Annotated in this window: 18 protein-coding genes and 1 tRNA gene; 6 read left to right on the top strand and 13 right to left on the bottom strand. The window is 64.5% G+C overall.

From position 1 onward, the window contains the following. Window position 1: 1 nt before the first annotated feature. From FXB40_RS02665 to FXB40_RS02655, 3 genes are all read left to right on the top strand, one after another. Entirely contained in the window at window positions 2–838 is an 837-nt protein-coding gene (locus FXB40_RS02665) for a DUF1365 domain-containing protein (RefSeq protein ID WP_148770668.1), read from the top strand. A gap of 94 nt (window positions 839–932) precedes the next feature. Continuing rightward, window positions 933–2162: an SAM-dependent methyltransferase gene (locus FXB40_RS02660; protein ID WP_148770667.1), complete on the top strand. Its 1230-nt coding sequence runs from the start codon at window positions 933–935 to the stop codon at window positions 2160–2162. A gap of 99 nt (window positions 2163–2261) precedes the next feature. Then, a complete protein-coding gene (locus tag FXB40_RS02655; RefSeq protein WP_148770666.1) occupies window positions 2262–3296 on the top strand; it encodes a cysteine synthase A in 1035 nt (344 codons plus the stop codon). A gap of 24 nt (window positions 3297–3320) precedes the next feature. Here the strand turns inward: FXB40_RS02655 and FXB40_RS02650 are convergent, their stop codons facing one another. The 5 genes from FXB40_RS02650 to FXB40_RS02630 form a co-directional block, all read right to left on the bottom strand. Beyond that, window positions 3321–3851: a DUF805 domain-containing protein gene (locus FXB40_RS02650; RefSeq protein WP_148770665.1), complete on the bottom strand. Its 531-nt coding sequence runs from the start codon at window positions 3849–3851 to the stop codon at window positions 3321–3323. A 270-nt stretch (window positions 3852–4121) separates the two neighbouring features. Further along, the gene (locus tag FXB40_RS02645; RefSeq protein ID WP_148770664.1) at window positions 4122–4862 is read right to left on the bottom strand and encodes an amino acid ABC transporter ATP-binding protein; all 741 of its coding nucleotides are present in this window, start codon (window positions 4860–4862) and stop codon (window positions 4122–4124) included. Window positions 4863–4873: 11 nt separating this feature from the next. Continuing rightward, window positions 4874–6394: an amino acid ABC transporter permease gene (locus tag FXB40_RS02640; RefSeq protein ID WP_148770663.1), complete on the bottom strand. Its 1521-nt coding sequence runs from the start codon at window positions 6392–6394 to the stop codon at window positions 4874–4876. After that, complete coding sequence (locus FXB40_RS02635) at window positions 6391–7596, bottom strand: amino acid ABC transporter permease (RefSeq protein ID WP_148770662.1); 1206 nt, start codon at window positions 7594–7596, stop codon at window positions 6391–6393. The genes FXB40_RS02640 and FXB40_RS02635 overlap by 4 nt, the downstream gene beginning before the upstream one ends. Before the next feature lie 22 nt (window positions 7597–7618). Further along, window positions 7619–8635 (bottom strand): amino acid ABC transporter substrate-binding protein, encoded by a 1017-nt coding sequence (locus tag FXB40_RS02630; protein ID WP_148770661.1) that lies wholly within the window; start codon window positions 8633–8635, stop codon window positions 7619–7621. Window positions 8636–9206: 571 nt separating this feature from the next. Here FXB40_RS02630 and metC point away from each other — a divergent pair. Continuing rightward, window positions 9207–10391 carry a cystathionine beta-lyase gene (metC, locus tag FXB40_RS02625; RefSeq protein WP_148770660.1) on the top strand — a complete coding sequence of 395 codons (1185 nt, stop codon included), beginning with the start codon at window positions 9207–9209 and terminating at the stop codon, window positions 10389–10391. A gap of 134 nt (window positions 10392–10525) precedes the next feature. After that, entirely contained in the window at window positions 10526–12214 is a 1689-nt protein-coding gene (locus FXB40_RS02620) for a Na/Pi cotransporter family protein (protein ID WP_148770659.1), read from the top strand. Between the two features lie 3 nt (window positions 12215–12217). Here FXB40_RS02620 and FXB40_RS02615 read toward each other — a convergent pair whose 3' ends face one another. From FXB40_RS02615 to FXB40_RS02580, 8 genes are all read right to left on the bottom strand, one after another. Further along, on the bottom strand, window positions 12218–13075 hold the full coding sequence (locus FXB40_RS02615; RefSeq protein ID WP_148770749.1) for a DMT family transporter: 858 nt from the start codon (window positions 13073–13075) through the stop codon (window positions 12218–12220). A gap of 70 nt (window positions 13076–13145) precedes the next feature. Beyond that, window positions 13146–13682, bottom strand: a complete 537-nt coding sequence (locus FXB40_RS02610) for a TetR/AcrR family transcriptional regulator (RefSeq protein WP_488226136.1) — start codon at window positions 13680–13682, stop codon at window positions 13146–13148. A 170-nt stretch (window positions 13683–13852) separates the two neighbouring features. After that, the gene (locus tag FXB40_RS02605) at window positions 13853–14191 is read right to left on the bottom strand and encodes a lipid-A-disaccharide synthase N-terminal domain-containing protein (protein ID WP_148770658.1); all 339 of its coding nucleotides are present in this window, start codon (window positions 14189–14191) and stop codon (window positions 13853–13855) included. Next, on the bottom strand, window positions 14188–14922 hold the full coding sequence (locus FXB40_RS02600) for a glycosyltransferase family 2 protein (RefSeq protein ID WP_148770657.1): 735 nt from the start codon (window positions 14920–14922) through the stop codon (window positions 14188–14190). The genes FXB40_RS02605 and FXB40_RS02600 overlap by 4 nt, the downstream gene beginning before the upstream one ends. A gap of 66 nt (window positions 14923–14988) precedes the next feature. Continuing rightward, window positions 14989–15834, bottom strand: coding sequence for a phosphatase PAP2 family protein (locus tag FXB40_RS02595; protein WP_148770656.1), 846 nt, complete (start codon window positions 15832–15834; stop codon window positions 14989–14991). A 1-nt stretch (window position 15835) separates the two neighbouring features. Continuing rightward, window positions 15836–17578: an ArnT family glycosyltransferase gene (locus FXB40_RS02590; RefSeq protein WP_148770655.1), complete on the bottom strand. Its 1743-nt coding sequence runs from the start codon at window positions 17576–17578 to the stop codon at window positions 15836–15838. A 50-nt stretch (window positions 17579–17628) separates the two neighbouring features. Then, complete coding sequence (gene pbpC, locus FXB40_RS02585; RefSeq protein ID WP_246207307.1) at window positions 17629–19761, bottom strand: penicillin-binding protein 1C; 2133 nt, start codon at window positions 19759–19761, stop codon at window positions 17629–17631. An 8-nt stretch (window positions 19762–19769) separates the two neighbouring features. Then, window positions 19770–24974 (bottom strand): alpha-2-macroglobulin family protein, encoded by a 5205-nt coding sequence (locus FXB40_RS02580; protein WP_148770654.1) that lies wholly within the window; start codon window positions 24972–24974, stop codon window positions 19770–19772. A gap of 402 nt (window positions 24975–25376) precedes the next feature. Between FXB40_RS02580 and FXB40_RS02575 the strand changes: the two genes are divergently transcribed. After that, window positions 25377–25453: transfer RNA gene (locus FXB40_RS02575), tRNA-Arg, on the top strand. The last annotated feature ends 52 nt before the right edge of the window (window positions 25454–25505 follow it).

Here is a 25505-nt window from a genome sequence, read left to right as displayed (position 1 = left end):
GATGGAGACGAGAGCCCTTCCCGCGGCCGATGCCGCCTCGCTCTATTTCGGCGACGTCATGCATGCGCGCCTGAAGCCGATGGGCCATCGCTTCAGCTACCGCGTCATGAGCCTTCTGATTGATCTCGCCCGGCTCGGTGAGGCCGACCGGCAGACGGCGCTGTTCGGCGTCAACCGCGCCGCGCTCTACAGTTTTCACGAGAAGGACCACGGCCCGCGCGACGGCTCCTCGCTGCGCGCCTATGCGGAGCGCTGCGCCGCCGTGCACGGCATCGACCTCAATGGCGGCCGGGTCGCACTGCTCTGCTATCCCCGCCTGCTCGGCTACGGCTTCAGTCCGCTCTCGGTCTATTTCTGCTATCGCGCCGGCGGCGAGCTGGCGCTGGTGATCTACGAGGTGCGCAACACTTTTGGTGAGATTCATCCGTACGTCCTGCCGGTGCAGCCGGGCGAATGGAGTGAGGCCGGCCTGCGGCAGCAGCACGAAAAGCTGTTCTATGTCTCGCCCTTCATGCCGATGGCGATGCGCTATCATTTTCGCGTATTGCCGCCGTCCGACACGGTCAAGCTGCGCATTCTGGAAACCGACCGCGACGGCTCGCTGCTCGCGGCGACCTTCAGCGGTCGCCGCCGCGCCCTGACCTCGCGCGCCCTGCTGCGATCGTTCGTCGCGCTGCCGTTCGTGAGCCTCAAGGTGATGGCGGCGATCCATTGGGAAGCGCTGCGGCTTTGGCTGAAGGGGGCACGGATGGTGCCGCGACTGGATACCGCAGAGCAGCGTGGGTCAGAAACCACCTTGGCGGCCGGCAAATCCCATACTTATATTACCAGTCGCTGACCGCATGCAGGGCGCGCTCGGGTCTGGCGAAAGGGACAGTTGGGCGCGGCCAGTTCGCGGTCGGACATTATCCGTTCAGTTTATGGATTTTCCGATGTCGAATGCCATCTCGGTGACGCCCAAGAATGTGGAGACAACGCTCGCCGACCTGCCGCGCATCGTTCGCCTGGCGCTGAGCTTCGGGTCGCGACTGCGGCGCGGCACGCTCGACGTCACTCTGCCCGACGGCCGCGTGATCCGGCTTGGCGGTCACGAGCTGGGCCCGAGTGCAGCGATGCGCCTGCACAATTACGGCGTTGCTTCGCACATGATCAACAGCGGCGACATCGGCGTTGCGGAAGCCTATCTCGCCGGCGATTGGGACACGCCGGACCTGACCCAGTTTCTCTACCTGTTCTGCGTCAACCACGATTTGATCCAGGCGATGTTGCGCGACAAGCCGCTGATGCGGTTCGTCCAGATGGTGCAGCACTGGTTCAACCGCAACACCCGCCGCCAGGCCCGGCGCAACATCCACGCCCATTACGACATCGGCAATGCGTTCTACTCGGCCTGGCTCGATCCGAGCATGACCTATTCATCCGCGCTGTTCGAAGAATCGACCACCGACCTCACGGCCGCGCAGACCAACAAATATCGCCGCCTCGCCGAAGCGCTCGACCTGAGGCCAGGCCAGAAGCTGCTCGAGATCGGTTGCGGCTGGGGCGGCTTCGCCGAATTCGCCGCCAAGACTTTTGACGCACGCGTCGTCGGCCTCACCATCTCGACCGAGCAGCGCGACTTCGCGCGCAGGCGCATTCACGAGGCGGGCCTCGCCGAGAAGGTCGAGATCCGGCTGCAGGACTATCGCGACGAGCGGGATCGCTACGACCGGATCGCTTCGATCGAGATGATCGAGGCTGTCGGTGAGCAGTTCTGGCCGCGCTATTTCGCCCAGCTGCGCGACCGGCTGCTGCCGGACGGACTGGCCGGCATCCAGGCCATCACAATCCAGGACCGGCTGTTCCAGGGCTACCGGCGCGAGGTCGACTTCATCCAGCGCTACGTGTTTCCCGGAGGCATGCTGCCCTCGCCGGCGGTGCTCAAATCGCTCGGGGACAAATTCGGCGTCCCGGTCATCCGCGAGCGCATCTTCGGGCAAGATTATGCCAAGACGCTCGCCACCTGGCGAAATAATTTTCGCGCGGCTTGGCCGGGGCTCGTGCCGCTGGGCTTTGACGACCGGTTCCGGCGGCTGTGGGAGTACTACCTCGCCTATTGCGAGGCCGGATTCCTTTCCGGCAATATCGATGTCCGGCAGGTTATCTTCGCAAAGCAGCAATAAAGAGTTTGCGCCCTTGCCTTGCAAGGGGTCGCTTGTAAGGCCGGCGACCCTACTTTAGGGTCTCGATGACTTCACGCATCCAGCCGGTAATTGCCTGACATGACCTTCAAAAACGACGTTGTCGAAGCCATCGGCAACACCCCGCTCATCAAGCTTAAGCGCGCCTCCGAACTGACCGGCTGCACCATTCTCGGTAAGGCCGAGTTCATGAATCCCGGCCAGTCCGTCAAGGATCGCGCCGGCAAATGGATGATCCAGGAGGCCGAGAAGCGCGGCGAGCTGAAGCCGGGCGGCCTCGTGGTGGAGGCGACCGCCGGCAACACCGGCATCGGACTTGCGGTGGTCGCGAGCGCGCGCGGCTATCGCACGCTGATCGTGATTCCGGAGACGCAGAGCCAGGAGAAGAAGGATTTTCTGAAGCTGTGCGGCGCGGAGCTCTTGGAATCGCCGGCGCTGCCCTACTCCAATCCGAACAACTACCAGCATGTCGGCCGCCGTCTTGCCGACGAGCTGCGCAAGACCGAGCCGAACGGCGTGCTGTTCGCCGACCAGTGGAATAACCTCGACAATGCCAAGGCGCATTACGACTCGACCGGCCCCGAGATCTGGGAGCAGACCGGCGGCAAGGTCGACGGTTTCGTCTGCTCGGTCGGCAGCGGCGGCACGCTCGCCGGCATCAGCCGCTATCTGAAAGAGAAGAACAAGGACATCCGGATCGCCTGCGCCGACCCGCATGGCGCCGGAATGTTTGAATATTTCAGGACCGGCGAAGCCAAGGCAACGCCCGGCGATTCCATCACGGAAGGCATTGGGCTCGGCCGGAAAACCGCGATCGTCGAGAGCGCCAAGGTCGATGACGCCTATCTCATTCCCGATGCCGAAGCTGTCACGGTGATCTACGAGCTGCTCCAGCACGAAGGCCTGTGCTTCGGCGGGTCGACCGGCATCAATATCGTCGGCGCGATGCGGCTCGCCAAGCAGCTCGGGCCCGGCAAGACCATCGTCACCATTCTCTGCGATTCCGGTAGCCGCTATCAGTCAAAGCTGTTCAACGCCGACTTCATGCGCGCCAAGAACCTGCCGGTGCCGGAATGGCTGGAGAAGCGCAGCAACATCAAGCTGCCGTTCGTCTAGCTCCGGGCTCTCAGCTCCAGGCACCTAGCTCCAGGTCGGACGCGCGCCTTGCGATACGCGCGCAATGCGTGCATCCGATGCCGAGACCTTGGTGATTGCGCGCGCGGGCGGCTCGAAGGGATTTGTGTAAGCCTCACTCACGGCGCTCGGCCAGAAGGTGAGCGCCAGCAGCAGAGCGAGATTGACCAGCCCGCCGACTATCGTGCCCTGATGCTCCCCGCCGATCGCCCAGGCCGGAAACCGGCCTGCCGCCACGTGGTCGACGATCATGAGCGCGATCCAGGCCGGGATCACGCAGACCGGATCCCAGCCGATGTCGCGGATGCGCATCGATTGCAGCGTGAAGCTCGCAAGCCCGAAGAACACCATCGCACCGATGATGGCCCAGTTATGGGTGAGGTCTTCGGAGCGGACCATGCTCGGTGATGTCGTGCGCAGCACGGCCATCGCGATTGCAAAGCAGATCGCGGTCATCACGATCGCCAGCGCGATCGAGGCCAGGAAGAAATGCAGGCGCCCGAGACGGGCATTGAGGCCGAACACGAAGCCGAGCATTTGACACACCCCCATTTATCGCCAGATGTTCAGAAAGAGCTTTCGGACGCGTGAAGCGCCGGGGTGTCGCTCGCGGCATGGTTGTTGGCTTGCGTCGGAATTGCGTAAAATTTTACGGGTTCACCGGTGCCTTAGGTGGGCAAAGGCGCCCTTGCGCCGTGCCCACCATCTCGCCGCGCAGACAGAAATGGTGGGCACGCTGCGCTTTGCCCACCGCTACGGCACCGCCTACGGGGTCATCTCAGCACAATAGTCGCACCAGAACTGGCGTCACCGCAGGATCTGGCTCAGGAACAGCTTTGTGCGGGCATGCTGCGGGGTGGCGAAGAATTCGCTCGGCGTGTTGGCCTCGATGATCTGGCCGGCGTCCATGAACACCACACGGTTGGCGACTTCCTTGGCAAAGCCCATCTCGTGAGTCACGACCAGCATGGTCATGCCCTCCTCGGCCAGGTCGACCATGGTGTCGAGGACCTCCTTGACCATCTCGGGGTCAAGCGCTGAGGTGGGCTCGTCGAACAACATCACCTTCGGATTCATGGTTAGCGCGCGCGCGATCGCGACGCGCTGCTGCTGACCGCCGGACATCTGGCCGGGAAACTTGTTGGCCTGGTGCGGAATCTTGACCCGCTCCAGGAATTTCATCGCGGTCTCCTCGGCATCCTTTTTGGGGATGTTGCGCACCCAGATCGGCGCCAGCGTGCAATTGTCCAGCACGGTCAGATGCGGGAACAGATTGAAGCTCTGGAACACCATGCCGACTTCGCGGCGCACCGCGTCGACATGCTTGAGGTTGGGCCCGAGCTCGATGCCGTCGACGACGATCTCGCCCTCCTGGAATTCCTCAAGCGCATTGATGCAGCGGATCAGCGTCGATTTGCCAGACCCCGAGGGCCCGCAGATCACGATGCGCTCACCCTTGGTGACCTCGAGGTCGATGTCGCGCAGCACGTGAAACTCGCCGTACCATTTGTTGAGGCCGGAAATGTTGACGATTGGATCAGCGGACATGGTGGCCTCGATCAGTTGCGGCGGTGGGCGTTGAGGCGGTGCTCGACGAAGAGCGAATAGCGCGACATTCCAAAGCAGAAAATGAAGTAGATGATACCGATGAACGCAAATCCGGTGAAGGCGGTCGACGGCGTGGTCCAGACCGGATCGGCGAATGAGGCCCGCAGCGAGCCGAGAAGGTCGAATAGCGCCACAATCGAGACCAGCGAAGTGTCCTTGAACAGCGAAATGAAGCTGTTGACGATGGCGGGAATGACGTGGCGCAGCGCCTGGGGCAGTACGATCAGCGAGGTGGTCTTCCACCAGGACAAACCGAGCGCGGAGGCTGCCTCTTCCTGTCCGCGCGGCACCGCTGCCAGACCGCCACGCAGGTTCTCGGCCTGATAGGCGCCGGTGAACAGGGAAACGCCGATCAGCGCGCGCACCAGGCCGTCGACGGTGAAGTTGCCCGGCAGGAACAAGGGCAGCATGTAAGTCGCGAAAAACAGCACTGTGATCAGCGGCACCCCGCGCCAGAACTCGATATAGGTGATCGAGAATATCCGGATCAGGGGAATGGTCGAACGTCGGCCGAGCGCCAGCGCAATGCCGATCGGCAATGACGCCACGATGCCGGTGATCGCGATGACCAGCGTCACCAGCAACCCGCCCCATAGCCGCGTGTCGACAATCGGCATGCCGCCGTGGTCGAGCCCCATCAGCTTGATCACCGCCGCAATTCCGGCGAACGTGGCGAGGCTGGCGATCAGTGGCCGCGAACCGGCGCGCGCGCCACCGCCGAGCATGAACAGGATCACCGATACGATCACCGCAGTGATCAGGAAGTCGAGCCAGAGCCCCTGTCCTGCCGCTTGCATCTGATCGCGCAGCCAAATGAGTGGAAAGATCACCCAGTGCAGCAACGTGCCGACCAGCGCGATGGCGCCGCCGATCGCCCAAAGCAGCGGCCCGGCGGCCGAAGCCTTGCTCAGACCGACCAGAACCTCACCGACTCCGCTGATGCTGTCGGCGAACAATTGCAGGAGGCCCGCGACCCAGCTCACGCCGAAGCCGGTGATGCCGCCGCCATGCAGCAGGAAGAATGCGACCGCGGGAAAGGCGAAGAAGAATAGCCCGGCATTCGACCCCTTGGCCGGCAGCCGCGGAATGAGCAGCGGCAAGAGCAGCACTGCGCCAAGTGCGAAGGTCAGGTTGACCCGCCAGCGTTCGGCCTCGGGATAGAAGCCGTAGAAAAGCTGCGGGAACTTGGCCTGGATAAAGGGCCAGCAGGCGCCGACCGGATGGCCGGCATTCTCGGCGAGGCAGGCCGTGCGATCCTTGCCGCTCCAAACTGCATCGACCAGCAGGAACTTGATGGTGGGAATAACGGTGTACCAGATCAGCAACAGGCCAAGGATCGTCAGCAGGATATTGGTCGGCGAGTTCAAGAGGCGCGTACGCACGAAGCCGAGAAAGCCGGCGGTCTTGACCGGCGCCGGGCGCTCAGCGACCAGATCCTCACGAACGAAGGATGACGCGGTGATGTCGGTCATGCGCCGAGGCTCCGGTTCAGGCGCCAGCCGTAGATGCTCATGACGGCGCTGGTGAAGAGCGAGATCAGGAGGTAGACACCCATCGTCGTGGCGATGATCTCGATTGCCTGGCCCGTCTGGCTCAGCGACGTGCCGGCCCATACCGACACGAGATCAGGATAGCCAATGGCCACGGCGAGTGAGGAATTCTTGGTCAGGTTGAGGTACTGGTTGGTCAGCGGCGGCACGATCACGCGCATCGCCTGTGGCACCACGATCAGCCGCAACGCGGTGCCGCGGCTGAGACCCAGCGAAGATCCCGCCTCCATCTGTCCCTTGTGAACGGACTGGATGCCGGCGCGCACGATCTCGGCGATGAAGGCCGCCGTATAGGTCGACAATCCCACCGTCAGTGCGACGAGTTCCGGAATGATCCGCGCGCCGCCGGCGAAATTGAACCCCTTCAGCTGCGGAAATTCGAACGAGAAAGGCAGACCGAACACAAGCATCGTGACGAGCGGCAATCCGACGAGCAATGTCAGCACGTACGGCCATATCCGGATCACGCGGCCTTGAGCAAACAGCGCCCGCCGCGCGTAGCTGCGCAACACCAGCGACGCGACGAGACCAAGCGCCAGCATGGCAAGGAATGGAACAAGGCCGGGCTGAGCCAGCGGTGACGGCACGATCACGCCGCGATTGTTGAGGAAGAAGGAGCCGAGGATCGAAACGCTCTGCCGCGGATTGGGCAGCGCCGCGAGCACCGCCAGGTACCAGAACAGGATCTGGAACAGCAGCGGCAGGTTGCGGATGGCCTCGACATAGAGACCGCCAACGCGCGACACCAGCCAGTTGGGCGACAAGCGGCAGAGCGCGACGACGAAACCGATCAGAGTGGCGAAGAAGATGCCGATCACCGAGACCAGCAGCGTGTTCAAGACGCCGACGACAAAGACGCGGAAGTAGGTATCGGACCCCGAATAGGAGATCAGGGTCTGATTGACGTCGAAGCTGGCGCTGTTTTGCAGGAACCCGAAGCCAGCGGCGATGTGCTGGGTTTCCAGGTTGGTACGGGCGTTCGATATGATCTCATAGGCAATCCAGGCCAGGATCGCGCCAAAGACAAGCTGGACGGCGACGCCGTTCCAGCCTGCCTTGCCACCGAGCGCGCGCCTCAGCTTCAGCGCGATCTGGGTTGGCGGTTTTCGGGCCTCGACGCCCATCGGCGCAGCCTGGCTTTGCCGCTCAGCGGATCGGCGGCGCGTATTGCAGGCCGCCCTTGGTCCAGAGACTGTTGATGCCGCGGCTGATCTTAAGCGGCGAGCCGTCGCCAACATTGCGATCGAACGACTCCCCGTAATTGCCGACCGCCTTTACGATCCGGATCACCCAGTCCTTGGTGAGACCAAGCTGTTCGCCGAGATTGCCGTCAGTGCCGAGCACCCGCTTCAACTCTGGCTTGTCGGATTTCGCCATCTCGTCGACGTTCTTCTGGGTGATGCCGAGCTCCTCGGCCGTGACCATTGCAAACAGCGTCCATTTCACCACGTCGAACCATTGATCGTCGCCGTGGCGCACCATCGGACCCAGCGGCTCCTTCGAAATGATCTCGGGCAGCACGATGTGATCGGCGGGATTCGTCAGTTTCAGGCGGCTGGCATAGAGTCCGGATGAATCGTCGGTGAAGACGTCGCAGCGCCCCGACTCGTAGGCCTTGACCGCTTCGTCGATCGTGCCGAACGCGATCACCTCATACTTCATGTTATTGGCTTTGAAGTAATCAGCAAGGTTCAGCTCGGTGGTGGTGCCGGTCTGCACACAGACGGAGGCGCTGTTCAGTTCCAGCGCGGAATTGACCTTGAGCGACTTCTTCACCATGAAGCCTTGCCCGTCATAATAGGTGACGCCGGTGAAGTTGGCGCCAAGCGAGGTGTCGCGCGAAACCGTCCATGTGGTGTTGCGCGACAGCACGTCGATCTCGCCGGATTGGAGCGCCGTGAAGCGATCCTTGGCAGACAGCGGCACGAACTTGATCTTGGTCGGATCGTTCAAGACCACCGCCGCAATGGCGCGGCAGACGTCGACGTCGAGCCCGGTCCAGTTGCCCTTGTCGTCGGGCGAGGAGAAGCCCGGCAGGCCCTGGCTGACGCCGCAGGACAGCGTGCCCCGGTCCTTGATGGTCTTGAGCGTTTGCGCATCGGCGGCCTGGGCAGATAGGCCGGCGGCGAGAGCAAGAGAGAGAGCCAGGGTTACGCGTTTCATGGGCTTCAAGCCTTTCAAAGTCATCTCAAGGTCGGGAACGGTGTCTCTGCCAGGGTTTAGCCTTGCAAGAGTCATGCTGGAAAACCTTGCCGAACACTCGCCGATGCTGGGAGGCCATACCTTAAATCCTCGCCGCAGGCGCCCGCACTTATGGCTGTGGCGCAAGGTCCGGTCGGACGATGGATCGAAGGTCGCGGCAGGCCCCTCAACATGCGGCGACTGAATAGCACCTGCGCATCACAGAACGGCACCAACCCGGTGTCAAGCGGTTCAGACCCGTTCATCCACGTTCAGGCCGGTACAATCCGCTAAAACGGTTCGACTGGTGCCCATGTGGTGCCCAGCGGATTTTAGGCCCCTTCCGTTCTCCCCCTCGAAAATCGCAGAACCCCCTGTGCCACAGGGGTTTTTTGCATTCCAGAAAACGCTTGCGCGCATCACAGAACGACTGGCGAGCCGGGTCAAGGGGTTGACGGGACTCTTCTGTGTTCTGTTATTAGCGTCAGTGGCCTCCAAGCCGCCCCGACCGCGCGATCCGCGCCCGGCGGAAACGCTTTTTGAAAGCAGACGCATGGATTCCTCGCACCCCGCACAGCAGCACGCCGAAACCCGGCTGGTCACCTCCGGCCGCGACACCAAGGCGCAGAGGGGGTTCGTCAATCCGCCGGTGTTCCACGGCTCGACCGTGCTCTATCCCACCGCCGAGGACCTGCACGCCCATCGCGGCGAGTTCACCTATGGCCGCCACGGCAGCCCGACCACCCGGGCGTTCCAGGATACGCTGATGGCGCTGGAGGGGCCGCAATGTGCCGGCGTCGGTATCGTGCCGTCGGGCCTGTCGGCGATCTCGACCACCCTGCTCGCGGTCTTGAAGACCGGCGACCACATCCTGGTCTGCGACAATGTCTATCGTCCCACGCGCAATTTCTGCAACGGCATGCTGGCCCGCCTTGGCATCGAGACCACCTATTTCGATCCGCTGATCGGGGCCGGCATCGAGAAGCTGTTCAAGCCCAACACCCGCGCCGTGCTGGTCGAGGCGCCTGGCTCGCAATCGTTCGAGATGCCCGACATCCGCGCCATCGCCGAGGTAGCGCATGCGCGCGACGCGCTCGTGATCGACGACAACACCTGGGCGACGCCGCTCTATCACCGCTCACTCGAGCAGGGCGTCGACATCAGCATGCAGGCCGCCACCAAATATATCGGCGGCCATTCCGACATCATGTTCGGCACCATCTCGGCCAACGCCAAGGCCTGGCCGCAGATTACCGAAGGCATCCGCCTGCTCGGCGTCTGCGCCGGCCCCGACGACGTCTTCCTCGCGCTGCGCGGCCTGCGCACACTGTCAGTGCGACTTGCGCAGCATCATCGCTCCGGCCTCGACATGGCGCGCTGGCTTGCGGGCCGGCACGAGGTCGCGCGCGTCCTGCATCCGGGGCTCGAGACCGATCCGGGCCATGCCATCTGGAAGCGCGACTTCACCGGCGCTTCGGGCCTGTTCAGCATCGTGCTGAAGCCGGCACCGCAGAAGGCCGTCGACACCATGCTCAACACGCTCAAGCTGTTCGGCATGGGCTTTTCCTGGGGCGGCTTCGAGAGCCTCGCGATTCCCTTCGACTGCAACGACTATCGCACGGCGACGAAATGGGCGCCCGGCGGCCCGACGCTGCGACTTCATATCGGGCTCGAGAGCACCGACGACCTCAAGGCCGATCTCGATCGCGGCTTCGCTGCCTTCAAAGCGGCAGTGTGAGCCTGCTCAGAAGGCATTTCGCCTTGGGAACGAGCAAGGACCGCAGGCGTTAACGACGACGCGCCAACAAAGGGTTTAATCCGCTGGCGTTTGGCGCTAGCCTTATCCCTTCGACTCTCATCCGGACACGGAGCATGGGAACGTTGGTTCTGCTCGATCTGATGGGCGGCGTGGCGCTGTTGCTGTGGGGCCTGCATATGGTCCAAAGCGGCATCCTGCGCGCATTTGGCCCCGACCTGCGACGCCTGCTCGGCAAGGCCCTCGGCAACCGCTTCAGCGCCTTTGCGGCCGGCCTGGGCCTCACCGCACTGCTTCAGAGCAGCACGGCGACCGCGTTGCTGACCAGCTCCTTTGCTGCCGAGGGCCTGCTCAGCCTCGTCGCCGCGCTCGCCATCATGCTTGGGGCCAATGTCGGCACGACGCTGATCGTCCAGGCATTGTCGTTCAACATCGCAGCCGTTGCGCCGGTGCTGTTCGTGCTCGGCCTCGTCGCCTTCCGCTCCGGCCCGCGCTCGCGGATCAAGGACATCGGCCGTCTCTGCATCGGCCTCGGATTGATGCTGCTGTCGCTGCATATTCTGCTCGACACGCTGGCGCCCGCGGAGAACGCCCCGGGTGTCCGTGTCGTGATGTCCGCGATAACGGGCGACCCCGTTCTGTGCATCATCGTCGCCGGGCTTCTTACCTGGGCGGTGCATTCGAGCGTCGCCAGCGTGCTGCTGATCATGTCGCTGGCCTATTCGCAGTTCATCACACCCGACGCAGCACTGGCGCTGGTGCTGGGAGCCAATCTCGGCAGCGCCGTCAACCCCGTGTTCGAGGGCGCAAAACGCGACGATCCCGCGAGCTATCGCCTGCCGGTCGGCAATCTCGTCAACCGCGTCGTCGGCATTGCGCTGGTCCTGCCGTTCCTGGGCACGATCGCGAGCCACATGCATGCCTGGCAGCCTGATCTCGCCAAGATGATTGCGGCGTTCCACATCGCCTTCAACGTCGGCACCGCCGTCATCTTCATCGGTCTGCTCGACACCATGTCGCGGCTGTTGACGAAACTCCTGCCGGATCGTGTGCGGGAAACCGACCCGGCCCGTCCGCGCTATCTCGACGAGACCGCGCTGGACAGCCCCTCGCTCGCGCTTGCGGACGCGGCCCGCGAGACGCTGCGCATGGGCGATCTCGTTGAAACCATGCTGCGCAAGGTGATGGCCGCGATGATGACCGGCGACCGTTCGCTGGTCGACCAGGTCTCGAAGACGGACAATGTCGTCGACAGTCTCGACGAGGCCATCAAGCTCTTCGTCACCAAGCTGACCCGCGGCAGCCTTGACGAGAGCGAGGGCCGGCGCGCGATGGAGATCATCTCCTTCGCCATCAACCTCGAGCATATCGGCGACATCATCGACAAGAATCTGAGTGAGCTCGCCACCAAGAAGATCAAGCGCCGCTTCCAGTTCTCGGCCGAAGGCGCTGAGGAACTCGCCGCCTTCCATAAGCGCACGATGGACTCGCTGCGGATTGCCTTCGGCGTCTTCATGTCGGGCGATGCCAACGAGGCCCGCAAGCTGCTGGTGGAAAAGACGGCGCTGAAGAACACCGAGCTCGCCGCCGTCGAACGCCATCTCGACCGCCTGCGCGAGGGCCGCCCCGAGACCATCGAGACCACGTCGCTGCATCTGGACGTGCTGCGCGATCTGCGCCGCATCCACTCGCATATCTGCTCGGTCGCCTATCCCGTGCTGGACGCGGCAGGCCAACCCTATCGCCGGGCCGAGGCGGAGACGAGCACCCTGCCCGCCTCAGGTGCCACGGCGTTGCCCCGTTAGCGGCTAAGACGCGACGCGCGGTTTGACTTGCGTGATGGCGACGCCGGAGATCGCAAGCAGTCCGCCGACGATCAGCTTTGGCGTGATGCGCTCGCCGAGGAACAACACGCTCGACATCAGTGCGAACACCGGAAGCAGCAGGCCGAAGGGCGCGACCCGGCCCATCGAGCAGCGCCCGATCAGCCAGAACCATAGGCCGAAGCCGACGATGCCACCGATGAAGATCGTGTAGGCGAGCGCCAGCCAGCCACGTCCATCGGCCGTGCCAAGGCTCGCCATCTGTCCATATTCGAGCAGCAGCGACATCACCATGACCTGCGGCACCGTCAGCAGCGACGACCAGCCCATCAGCATCAGGGGATCAAAAGGGCCGTAGCGTTTTGTGAGGACATTGGACACGGCGAACGCGAAAGCGGCTCCGACCACGAGCAGCAGCGGAAGCGCGTTTGCCGTCAGACCAGGCCCCGCTGCCAGCACGACCACGCCGACGAATGCAAGCACCACTCCAGCGGACGTGGTGAGAGACGGCCGCTCCGCGAGCAGCGGCCAACCTAACAAGACGGTGAAGGGCGTGGCGAGCTGAATTGCGACGGCCGACATGCTTCCCGAGCCGAGGCCGAGGCCAACATAGAAGAGCCCGAAGTTCAGTCCACCAAGGAAAAACGAAATGGCTGCGATAGGGCCGAATTGTTGACGTGCGGGCCTTTTGACAAAGGGAACAAGCAGCAGCGCGATGGCGAGGAAGCGCAGCGCGAGGAAGAAGAGGGGTGGAAACTCCATAACGCCCACCTTGATGGCCACGAATTGATAACCCCAGAGCAAGGGGACGACCACGGCGCAGACGATTTGAATGGCGGACATGGAGTCGTTCTTTTCAAGACCATTCGGTCTAGATATAGGCGCGCGAACAGCGGAAACGTCCATGGTTTGTCTACCTGATGAAGCGGTCGAGAAAAGCGTCAACGGTCGCTTGCGAAATGATCCGTGTCGGTGCCGTTTTACCGACCACCCGCAGGCCCTCGACGAAACAGACGAGAATTCGGGCGGCACTCGAAGGCTCGACACCATCAGCCAACTTGCCTGCCGCCTTCGCACGGGAAAGTGCACCAGCCACCCGAGCCTCCATGGCTTTGAAAAAGCTCCCGATGCGACGATCAACGTCGGCATCACGGCCAGCCAGTTCCATGGCTGTGGCTACCAGCAGGCATCCGCGCCGGCCATTGGCACCGCTGTTGCGGTCAACGTAGCCGGCAAGGTAGGCCCGTAGGCCGTCGACCGGCTCTCTGCGGTGGTCGAGTTCGATATCCATCCGTGTCAAGGCAATGGCAATGTAGCGATCAAGCGCGCGCAGGAACAGCGAATGCTTGTCGCCGAAGGCAGCGTAGAGGCTGCCACGCGAGAGCTTCGTCGCGCGAAGCAGGTCCGGCAGCGCCGTGGCGTGATAGCCGCGCGACCAGAACACATCCATCGCGCGTTCGACCGCGGCCTCGACGTCGAAACCTCGGGGCCGCCCACGCGGCAACTGCACGGGAGATTGGTGGCGCATGGCGATATATGAACCAATCGGTCTTGAAATAGCAAGCGCTGTTTTGGATCGGTTTGGAACAGCTTTTGGGAGGTTTGCGGTCTAATCGGGGATCAGCGGTCCAGCGTCTTCGCCGTCCGGCCGCGGTTCTTGATGATCAGCATGATGTTGCGGATGTAGATGATCGTCGCCAGCGCCTGCCCGAGGATGATGACGGGCTCGCGCTTCACGACGCCGTAGACCAGCGTCATCAACCCGCCGCCCATCGAGCAGAACCAGAACGCCATCGGCACCACGCTGTTGCCGGCGCGTTCGCTCGCGATCCACTGAACCAGGAAGCGCGCGGTGAAGAACAGTTGCGCGACCAGGCCGAAGGCGAGCCAGAAATCGAACTTGGCGACAAAGACGTCGTAGAGATAGTTGCTCAGCGCCTGACCGAATTGAATGATCATGCTTTTACCTCAGTCACTTCTGGCGTCGCCTTCTTGCGGCGGATCAGCCACCACACGCCGGCGAGATCCAAGATCCCGATCCACAGCCGGTCGAAGAAGCCGTAGTTGGACACGCCGGAATGGCGTGGCCGGTCGATCACGTCGACATAGGCGATGTCAAAGCCTTCGCGGCGGACCAATGCCGGCAGGAAACGATGCAACCCGTCGAAATAGGGCATCGTCAGGAAGACCTCGCGCCGGAATGCCTTCAGCCCACAACCGGTGTCGCGCGTGCCGTCCTTCAGGATGCCATTGCGGACGCCGTTTGCTACGCGCGACTGGAGTTTCTTGAAACCGGTGTCCTTGCGCCCGACCCGCTGGCCCGCGGCAAGCCCGACATTGGCGCCCTTCTCGACCGCCGCGATCAGGTCCGGCAGGAAGGTTGGATTGTTCTGGCCGTCGCCATCGAGCGTCGCCACGATCGTGCCGCGGGCCGCGCGCACACCGCTGCGCACCGCCGCCGACTGGCCGCCCGATTTGGCATGCCGCAGCTGCCGCAGATTGTCCCGCTGCGTCATGATCGCTGCGAGCCGCTCGCCGGTCGCATCGGTCGAGCCGTCGTTGACATAGATGATCTCATAGGCCCAGCGGCCATCGAGCGCGGCCGTGATCTCGTCGATCAAAGGCGCAATGTTGTCGGCTTCGTTGCGCACGGGGACGACGATGGAAACCGAAGGCTGGGACGACGACAAATCGAAGCTCGTGGTTGGAATTGGCCTGCGACCTGGGGAACCGGGAGCCCCGGGAAGCAGCCGCTTTTATGGGGCAGATGCCCCGCGGGCAACCCTTTTGAGGCGCCTGGGAAGCGGTCCCGGAAGCGGCACGATGGTGCCGTCGGCCCGGATGGCAAAAGCGAGCCTGCGCGCCGCGAACCAGTAGCGGACGGCCATGGCGCCTACCATGCCGACCAGCGCACCGGCCGTGACGTCACTCGGGTGATGCGCCAGCAGCACCAGGCGCGTCAGCACGATCACGATTGCGTAAGTGAACATGAATACGCGCAGGCGTGGCCAGAGCGCCGAGACTGCAAAGGCAAGAGCGAAGGCCGTCGCCGCATGCCCTGACGGCAGGCTGGCATATGCCCCCGTGCCCTCGAACGGAATGTAGTTGAACGGATCGGCCTTACCGCCGACGAATGGACGTCCGCGGCCAATGAGATATTTCAGGATATCGGTGACGAACGTCGACAGGGCAACGGACAGAAACAGATATTGCAGCCGGGTGCCGAAGCCGAGCACCAGCGCGCGGCGTGTGCCGTGCAGGCCTGCCGCAACAAGCGCCACGACGATGAGCGCGACACCCAGCACCGAGAGCACATTCTCGTCCTTGCCGAAATCGGTGAGGATGCGGATCGGCCAGAGCGCCGGCGTGCCGCGCGCGGGCATCAGCTGGATCTCGGTCCCATCGAACACGACCATGAGCACAATAACTAGAGCGGCGCCCGCCGCGCTGAGCCACAGCGAATGCCGCGCCAGTTTTCGCGCCGCCGCGTCGCGGCGCGAATGCGAAGGCGTGCGCACAAGCTGCGCCAGCGCGCGTCCCGCGACCCCGAGCAGCTGAGCGGGGTAGCTTGCATACGGCGCGATGGTGGTCGAACCAGGCATCTTATTCGGTGCCCTCGGAGCGGAAGATCGAGATCGAGATCGCGCGTCCCTGCGAGAAATTATAGCCGTCGATGCGCGTGCCGACCTTGTAGCGCAGTCCGATCGCCTCGGCACGCTGCACGAAGCTGCGCTCTGACTTCTGCTCGATCAGCGCAAACCGGCAGCTTCCCTGCCTGAGGAAATCGGCGGCTCCCGATCCGTCGGTCAGCAGCGTCTGGGTACCCGTCAGGAAGACGAGGCTCGGCTCGTGATAGCCGGCCGACGCCGCCTTCGGCCCGACGCAGGTCACGTTGCGCAGCGCGCGCGCGACCTCGATGCTCGGAAACAGCGGTGTCAGCGACGGCAGCACGATGCCGTAGACCACGACCGCCAGCATCAGCGCCGCGACCAGCGCGTTGAGCACCGAGCGTTCGGCGCGGTTGTTGTCGTAGAGCCACCACGCGAACAGGCCGAAGATCAGCGAGGCCGCGATGAACGGCCAGGCCACGAAGGCCGGCTGCCGCGTCAGCATGACGGCGCCGACGACCGCGATGATCGAGCCGCCCGCGGGGATCGCGAACCACCAGGCCGAGCCGCGCGCCAGCCAGGAGCGCGACAGCACATTCCGCTCTAGCGCGCCCGCGGTGAGAATCGCAATCGCGGGATAGAGCGGCAGCACGTAATGCGGCAGCTTGGTCAGCACCGCCTCGAACACGATCCAGGACGGGATCAGCCAGGCCAGCAGGAACTGCGCGCCGGGCTCGCGCCGCGCCCGCCACACCGCAGGTGCCGCCATCGCCGCGAGCGGCGCGCCCGGCCAGAAGGTGATCCAGAATAGCGCCAGGTAAAGACCGGGCGGCGCGCCATGGGATTCCTGCGCACCGATCTTGCTCAGCATGTCGCCGCCGACGGAGTCGGCGAAGAAGGCATCGCCCGCGCGCCAGAAGATCGCGACGAACCAGGGCAGCACCAGCACCAGCATCCACATCAGGCCCCAGACCGGGCGCAGCTTCCACAGCCAGGAGGAATCGCGATCCTGGATCGCGAGCGCGACGATCGTCAGGCCTGCGAACATCAGGATCAGCGGGCCCTTGATCAGGATGCCGACGGCGAGCGCGGTCCAGAAGATCGCAGGCCAGCTCCAGGGCGGATGGGTTTCGTCCTCGGCGCGCTGCCAGGACAGATAGGCGCGTGCCATCGCGCCCATCGCCGCGACCACGCAGAACAGCAGCATCGCGTCGGTCTTGGCGAGCCGCGCCTCGACGCCGAGCAGCACGGAGGAGCACATCAGAAGCCCGGCAAGGACCGCGGCGCGCCGCGTGACGAAGCCGAGCGCCGCCCAATAGGTCATGAGCACGGCGCCGATCGCCCCCAACAGCGACGGCAGCCGGTAGACCCAGATCCGGAGTTCGGCCTTCGGCAGCTTCAGTGCAGTCGCGACTTCGACGGCCGCGGATTGCAACCAATAGATGCCGACCGGCTTCTTGTAGCGCACGTCCTCCTGGAAGCGGATGTCGACATAGTCGCCGCTCTCGACCATCTGCTTGGTGGCCTGGGCAAAGCGCGCCTCGTCGCGATCGACCGGCGGAATCGTGAAGAAACCGGGCAGGAACAGCAGCAGCGCGCACAGCACGAGGAAGGCCACGGCGCGGGCGTGGCTGCCGGTGACAAAGTCGAGCATCAGCGCGAGCCGGCTGCCCGGATTCACGGGCGTTTTCGGCTCTCGCGGCGCTCCAAAACGAGGCGTTGGGTAGGTCTCGGCCATTGGTTCCGCTTACGCTGAAACCGCCATCGCCACAACCGCTTAAGGCACGGTCATTGAATTCGAATCACAACTGTGTCCGCGGCGCCAGTGGCGTCGATCACGGTCAGCCGTGCAAAGCCCGGGCCGGGCGGATCGATCAGGCGCTGGCGCCGCCCGTCGATCTCGCCGAGCGCCGTACCGTTGACCATGACGGTCATCGGCAGCACCCCGCCGGCGACCTTGACGGGCATGGCGGCAGCGTCAGCCCCGGCGGAGCGATCCACGTCGATCCGGGAGCCATTGACCGGGAACTGGATGTGGAGCGCCCGCTCGCCCCCGGTCCGGACGAGTTCTCCCACGGGGCGGAACCGCTTCAGCGGCAACGGCAACTTCGCGTTGCTGGCAACCAGGGTTCCCTTGGGCGGCTTCGGCAATGGGGTCAGGGTCTTGCCGGTCCGCGCGAAGGCATCGAACAGGATCGGCGCCGCGGCGATGCGGCCAATCAGGCCGGGAACGGGGGCGCCATCCGGCCGGCCGACCCAGACGCCGACGGTCATGCGGCCATCGAAGCCGACCGACCAGGCGTCGCGATAACCGTAGGAGGTGCCGGTCTTGAAGGCGATGCGGTTGTGGGCGGCGTTCTCCGGCGGTGGGGTGCCGAGCAGGACATTGCCGACCTGCCAGGCCGCGACGGGGTCCAGCAGCCGCAGCGGCTCGCGGTCGTCCGTGGCCGCCATGACCTCGCGCAGCGGCTTGGTGGTGCCGAGCCGGGCGAAGCCCGCATAGAGTTGGGCGAGGTCCTGCAGCGTCACGCCGACGCCGCCGAGCCCCATGGCGAGCCCCGGTGCCTCGTCCTTGGGCAGAATGAGGTTGCCTCCCGCCTGCCGCAGCCGCGAGGCCAGCCGGCTCGAGCCGACGCGGTCGAGCAGCACGATCGCCGGCACGTTCAGCGACAATTGCAGCGCCTTCTTCACCGGCACCGTGCCCTGGAACGTCATGTCAAAATTTTCCGGCGCGTAGGAGCCGAAGCGGACCGGCCGGTCGTCGATCAGGCTGTCGGGGTGGACAAAACCGTCCTCAAAGGCGAGCCCATAGATGAACGGTTTCAGCGTCGAGCCCGGCGAGCGGATAGCGCGGGTCATGTCGACCTGCCCTGCCCGGCTCTCATCGAAATAATCGGCCGAGCCGACACGCGCGAGCACATCGCCGCTTTCGTTGTCGACCACGATGATGCCGACCGAAATGTTCGGGCCCAGCGCGATAGCGCGGTCGCGCGCCAAGGGCTCCAGCACCTTCTGGAGATTGGAGTCCAGCGTTAGCTTGATGACCGGCGCATCCTTCACCGTTGCGAGCGCGCTATCGGACGCGTGCGGAGCCAAAATCGGCATCGGCTTGCGCAGCTTTGGCACCGGCACGGCCTTGGCCTGCTTGGCGTCGTCGACGCTGACCACATGCTCCTCGACCATGCGGTCGAGCACGCGGTCGCGTGCGATACGCGCCGCTTCGGGATAGCGATCGAGCCGGCGCGTCTCCGGCGATTGCGGCAGCGCGACCAAAAGCGCGGCTTCCGCCAACGACAGCCGCTTCGGCTCCTTGCCGAGATAGGCAATCGAGGCGGCACGGATGCCTTCGAGATTACCGCCATAGGGCGCGAGCGCGAGGTAGAGGTTGACGATCTCGTCCTTGTTCAGCGTCCGCTCCAGCTCGATCGCGCGCACGATCTGGTGCAGCTTCGCGTAGAGCGAGCGCTGCTGCCGCGGCTCCATCAGGCGGGCGAGTTGCATCGAGATGGTCGAGCCGCCGGACACGATATGCCCGCGCGTCGAGAGCTGCACCGCGGCGCGGCCCAGCGCCAGCGGATCAATGCCGTCATGTGTGTAGAAGCGCTGGTCCTCGTAGGCGAACAGCAGCTTCAGGTAAGTCGGATCGACGTTGACCTTGGCATCGACCGGAAGCCGCCAGCGCCCATCGGCCATGGCGTAGGCGCGCAGCAGTTTGCCGTTGCGATCAATGATGGTGGTGGAGATGCGGCGCGCTTCGTCGAGCGGCAGCGGGCCGAGGGAGTAGACCCAGCCGACGAAGCCGATGATGGCAAGGATGAACGCGAGCGCGGCGACAGAGAGGAGACGATGTCCCCTGCCCCGTCCTCCATCATGGCCGGGCTTGACCCGGCCATCCACGCCGCTGCTCAGCACATCGCTCATCTCGCTACTCACTTCGCCGCCCGCACCTCGACGGATCCCGTTCCCGTGCGGCCGTAGCGCGAGGGATTGTACATGTCCTCGACATAGGCCTGCGGCAGCACGTATTTGCCGGGCGAAACCACGCGCACGACATAGGCGACGGTGAAGACCGCCTTGGAATCCGAGGCGCGGTCGACCGCAGCGGTGAAGCGGTCGTCACGGAACTCGGTGTCCTCCGGCTCCTGGCCGTCCTCGATCCAGTCCAGCGTGCCGCTGTCGCCCGACGACACCAGCTTCGGGTTGTCGATCTCCAGCCCCGCCGGCAAATAGTCGGACACCATGATGTGACCGTATTCCGGCTTGGCCTCGGTGATCTTCAGCACCACCGCAAAACGGTCGTTCTGCTTGACCTTGCTGATGTCGGCCGGCTTGCCGTCGAGCGTGAAGTAATTGCGCTCGATCTTGAAGCCGTTCGACGCCGCGGGCTCCGGCGTGACCGGCGAGCCCGACACCGAGATCACCGCCTGCACCGGCGCGTCGCCGGTGTTAGTGATCTTCAGCGGCTTGCCGCTCAGCGTATCCGCCTTGTAGCTGCGGTAGAGCGCGGTCTTGACGCTCTGGCCGTCGACGTCGATCGAGAGGTTTTCCTTGGCCAGGGCGCGGGCGGCCAGCACCAGCCACGCATTCTCCTGCGTCGAGGTGTAGGGCGTGAGCCCGCGCGCGGTCTCGACCCGCAAGACCGCCTGCGTCAGCGTCGCCTTCGGCGCGTTGCCTTCGCTCGCAAGCGAGACGAGAGCAGCGGCATCGCGCAGCTGCGAGCCGTAGTCGGTGCGGCCGAATTCCAGCACCGGCTTTGGCGCGAGGCTGTCGAGGGCCGCGCCATAGACCCGCTCTGCACGGTTGCGGTCTCCGACCAGAGCCAACGCCGCCGCGAGCTGCGACTTCGCAATCGGCGTTGCGAGGTTGTTCAGCTTGGTGTCGGCGAGATAACGGAGATCGCCGATGGGAGCAGCGCCATTGCGGGCGAGCACGTAGAGGCCGTAGGCGAGATCGCGCCCGCCGTCCTTCTCCGGCTCATTGCCGTTGACGACCGAGTTGCGGATACGATCCAGCGCGTTCTTGAACAGCACGTCCGGCACCACAAAACCCTTTTCACGGGCGCGGGTGAGGAAGTCCGTGACGTACGCAACGAGCCAGGCATCGTCGCCGCCGGCCGACCACAGGCCGAACGAGCCGTTCGAGCCCTGGCGCGCCAGGAGCCGCTCGATGGCGTCGCGGATACGCTGGTCGACCTCGGTGTCCATGGCGAGATGGGCGCCGGCCGCGAGGTCGTTGACATAGAGCAGCGGCATGGCGCGGCTCGTGATCTGCTCCGAGCAGCCATAGGGATAGCGGTCGAGCGCCTTGAGGATCGTCGCCGCATCGAGCGCGGTCGACAGGCTCGCCGAGACCGAGACGCTGCCGGTGCCCGGCACGAGGTCGGAGAACATGTCCGAGGTCAGCGTCAGGCTCTCACCCTTCGCCAGCGTCCGGATCGAACGCCGTGCCAGCACCTGCGTTGCCGCCTTGACGTCGAGCGCATAGTGACGCGCGAGCGCCAAGCCGTTCGGGCCCTTGATGTCGACGTCGAGCGTCGCCGGCCCCGCCGCGGTCGCGTCGATCGCCAGCGAGAACGAATTGCGCTGCTTGGCGGCGAGCTTGACGGTGGTGGCGGGATTGCCGGTCATCTTAACGGGTCCACCCGTCTTGACGTTGATGACGTAGTCGCCGGCCTGCCCCTCGACATTGTCGATCTCGAGATTGACCGTGCCGTGGTCGCCGTTGAGCAGGAAGCGCGGCAGGGTCGTGGTCAACACGACGGGATCGCGGATCACGACGTCGGTGTTGGCGCGGCCGAGCTTGGTCGCGGTCCATGCCACGGCCATCACGCGCGCGGTGCCGGCGAACTCCGGAATATCGAAGCTGACTTCCGCGCTGCCGTCGGCGCCGACCGTGACGATGCCCGAATAGAGCGCGAGCGGCTTCTGCGCAGGCGGCGAGCCCTGGAGCTCGGCTGCGCCGGCGTCACCGCCGGATTTGATCTGGCCGCGCGTGCCCGACATGCCGTCGATCAGCTGCCCATAGAGATCGCGGATCTCTGCGCTGAGGCGGCGCTGGCCGAGATAATAGTCATCCGGCGCCGGCGGTTTGTAATTGGTGAGGTTGAGAATGCCGACATCGACGGCAGCGATCACGACCTTGGCGTCCTCACCCGGATTGAGCCCGTCGAGCTTGACCGGGATCTTCAGCATCGCATTCGGCCGGATCAGCGCCGGCGGCGTCAGCTTCACCTGGAGCGTCCGCGTCTGCTTGTCGATGCCGAACCATTTCAGGCCGATCGCGCGGCCCGGCATGCGCTGGGCTGCCGCATCGAGCGGACGGCGCAGCGTTGCCACCACATAGGCGCCGGTGCCCCAGTCCTTGCCGACCGGGAGCTTCACCTGTGCGGTGCCTTCCTTGACGTCGATGGTCTGTGTCGTCAGCAGTCGGTCGCCGAGCACATTGACGGTGAGCTTGCCGGCGGAGCGGACATTGACCGAGACGGTCATGATATCGCCGGAGGCATATTGCGGCTTGTCGATCGAGGTCTCCAGCAGGTCCGGCGTGTCGGCGCTGCCGTCGGAATACCAGCCGACGTCGAACTGCACCGAGGTTACCGGGCCGTCGGCATCGTTCGACTTCACGTCGAGCCGGTAGCGGCCGGGCTGGGGGCTGAGCGAAACGCGCGACGGCTTGTCGGCAGCGATCGTGACGTCGCCGTCAGAAACGCGCGAGGTCGACTTGACCGGCTCGTACTCCCAGTAATTGTTCTGGCGATACCATTGGTAGCGCGACTCCATCTTCAGCAGCTCGTAGCGCAGGCCGTCGCGCGGCAAGGTCTTGCCCTCGGGCGAGACAAACACGATGTCGAACTCCGCCTTGTCGCCCTCCGCGACGTTCTTGTCGCCGAATAGCGGCTTGATGCCGATCAGGGCGGTCGCGGGCGCGACTGGCAGCACGAGCTTGCGCTCGACGGCGCGACCGCCGGTCTCGACCATGCGGACGAAGATCTGCGCTTCCTGCGGACGGGTTGAGGCCGGCTGCTTCTCCAGTGTCACCGGGAAGGTCGCAACGCCGTTGGCGTCGGCCTCCGGCAGATTCTCCAGCGGCGTGCGCTCATTCGAGGTGGTCTGCTCGTCATCGACGCCGAACTGATAGCCGGCAAAGCCCGGGCGTTCGCTCGCAGGCGCGACCAGTAGATCGCCCTCGAGCTGGAGGCCCGAGGCCGGCGCGCCATAGAGGAAATGACCGTCCGCCTTAAGCTCCACAGGAGCGTTAGCTTTGATCAGCTTGTCCTTGGCAGACAAGTCGAATTCGATCCGATCGGGGACGTAGTCCTCGACCATGAAGGTGGTCTCGCCGACCGACGACCCCTTCGGATCGGTGAAGGCGCGCACCCGCCAGGTACCGGTCGGTACGGCCGAGTTGAGCGGTACGGCAAGCGAGCGACCGCCGGCGCCCTGGTCGGACAGCACGGCGCGGCGGAATTCGACACCGTCGGGGCGCTCGATCACCAGGGTCAGCGGCCCGCCATTGACGGCATTGCCCTGCCCGTCGCGCAGCAGCGCGGTCAGATAGACGGTCTCGCTGGAGCGATAGACGCCGCGCTCGGCATAGACGAAGGCGTCAGCGCCTGATGGCACTGCGCGACCCGCGACGCCGCGGTCGGACAGATCAAAGGCCGAGGTCTTCAGGCTGAGGAAGGCGTAGTCGGCCTTCTCGCCAGTGACAGTCAGCATCGCCGGTGACAAGCCGCCCTCGCCGCGCGCCAGCCCCGCTTCGAACAGCACGTGGCCCGACTCGTCGGTCTTGCGCGTCGCCAAAATCTCGTTGTTGCGGGCGACCAGCCGCACCTCGGCTTTGCCGACCGGGTCGGTCGAGGCCAGCGAATTGACGAAGACATGGATGCCGTCATTGCCAGAATAGGCCGTGACGCCGAGATCCGAGACGATGAACCATTGGGTTGCGAGCTGGGAGTCGTCGTCGCTGCCCGGGCCCTTGGCCGCCGCCGTCATCACATAGACGCCGGGCTGGAGCTCGCCCAGCGCCTGATCGACCGGAAACGCGGTGATGACATCCTGGTTCAGATTCATCGCGGTCGCGAGTTCGCCGGACCAGACCTTGACGCCGCGCTGATCGCCGAGATCGCTGAGCTGGTATTTCGACAGCGTCTTCTGGAAGTCACTGTCGACAACCGTGTTGATCAGATTGCGATCGCCGATCCGGAACACGTCGACGGTAACCGCCGGCGTGTTGACGCTGACCACGGGAATGCCGCGCTGGCCGGTCCGCGGCAGCACATAGGCGCGGCTGGTGAAGCGCACGAACGGCTTGCGGTCGCGCACATAGATGTTGAACTCGGCCGATTTCGGCAGGCCCTCCTTCACGGTCGACGGCAGGCCCGCACGCAAATTGATGTTGTAGCGCTCACCGTGCTTGAGCCCGTCGACGCAGAGCTGCTTGCCTTCGGCCGACAGCGCCGGCTTGTCCTGGCCCGCGAGCGCCAGGAACGGCGCAAAGTCGGTGCGCTTGGCGAGCTCTTCCGAGAACTGGAAGCAGGCACGCGGGCTAGCCGAATCCGAGTCCACGGTATAGTCGAGCAGCCGAAAACCGTGCTCGTCGCGCAGCTTCTCGTAACTGCCGCGAACGTCGGCGACCTCGCGCATGTCGAGCGACAGCCGCAACGCGTCCAGCGCCGGCCGCCACAGTTTTCGTTCGGAGAGCGACTTGCCGAGCACGGCGAGCGCGTCCGCCTCCTCGCCCGGATTGCCGGCCCGCTGATAGGCGATGTAGGCAGCGGTCGAGGCGCGCTCCAGCAGGAAGGTCTGCTCGCTCGAACTCTTCGGCGTGATCTGGAAGATGACTTTTGCGAGCCGCAGCCAGTTGCCGGCGTCATCGGGCGTGACGGCGGCGATCTGGCCGAGCACCGAGAGCCCGGTGCGGTAATCGTTGCGCCTGAAGGCGGCATCGGCGTCCGTGCGCAAGGTCGCCCCGGTCTTGGCGACCGGCCCGGCCTCGCTCTTGATCTGCGCCTCCAGCTTGATGGCGGAATCAGCGAGATCGTCGCGCTTGAACGCCTTGTCCGCGGCTAGCACGGTGCTCAGGCCAAGCGCCAGCGTGGCGCAGAGTGTGACGGCGCGAACCAGACCGATCATGAAGGGACTCCCGGAAATCGTGGACGAACGCCGCGGCGGCGCTAAACTGCGCGGAAAGGGTGACAGACTCAAGGCGATGGAACCCAAGGTGCAAAACGTCGCATTCGCCATGGCAAGGCACGCCCAGAGGAGACCGATCGAGATATCGCCGCGCACGCCGTCCTGAGGCGCAGCAATATCGGACCCGTCGTCCGGCGGCCGTATCCCGGAAGCTAGTCAGCGCCCCCGGCGATGTGATCCATCGTCCAGTACGCTGCCGCTCAACCCGGCACCCTGACACTCCGCCGTTCCGCTTTGTCGCGGCTCGAGGGAAAACGGTTCGGTTCAGGCTTGGCGAAACACCAGATTTTTCATATTGGCATGATATATGACAGCCAGCCCCCAAACCGGGGTGGCCCAGACGGTCCCATAGCTCAACTGGATAGAGTAGCGGATTTCTACTCCGCGGGTTGCAGGTTCGAGTCCTGCTGGGATCGCCAGCCTCAGTCTTGTCGACGTGCCCCGGCGTTCATCATTAACGGCGCCCCCATC

It is taken from the genome of Bradyrhizobium rifense, assembly GCF_008123425.1.
Classification (GTDB): Bacteria; Pseudomonadota; Alphaproteobacteria; order Rhizobiales; family Xanthobacteraceae; genus Bradyrhizobium; species Bradyrhizobium rifense.
This window is presented reverse-complemented; position numbering and strand designations above follow the sequence as displayed.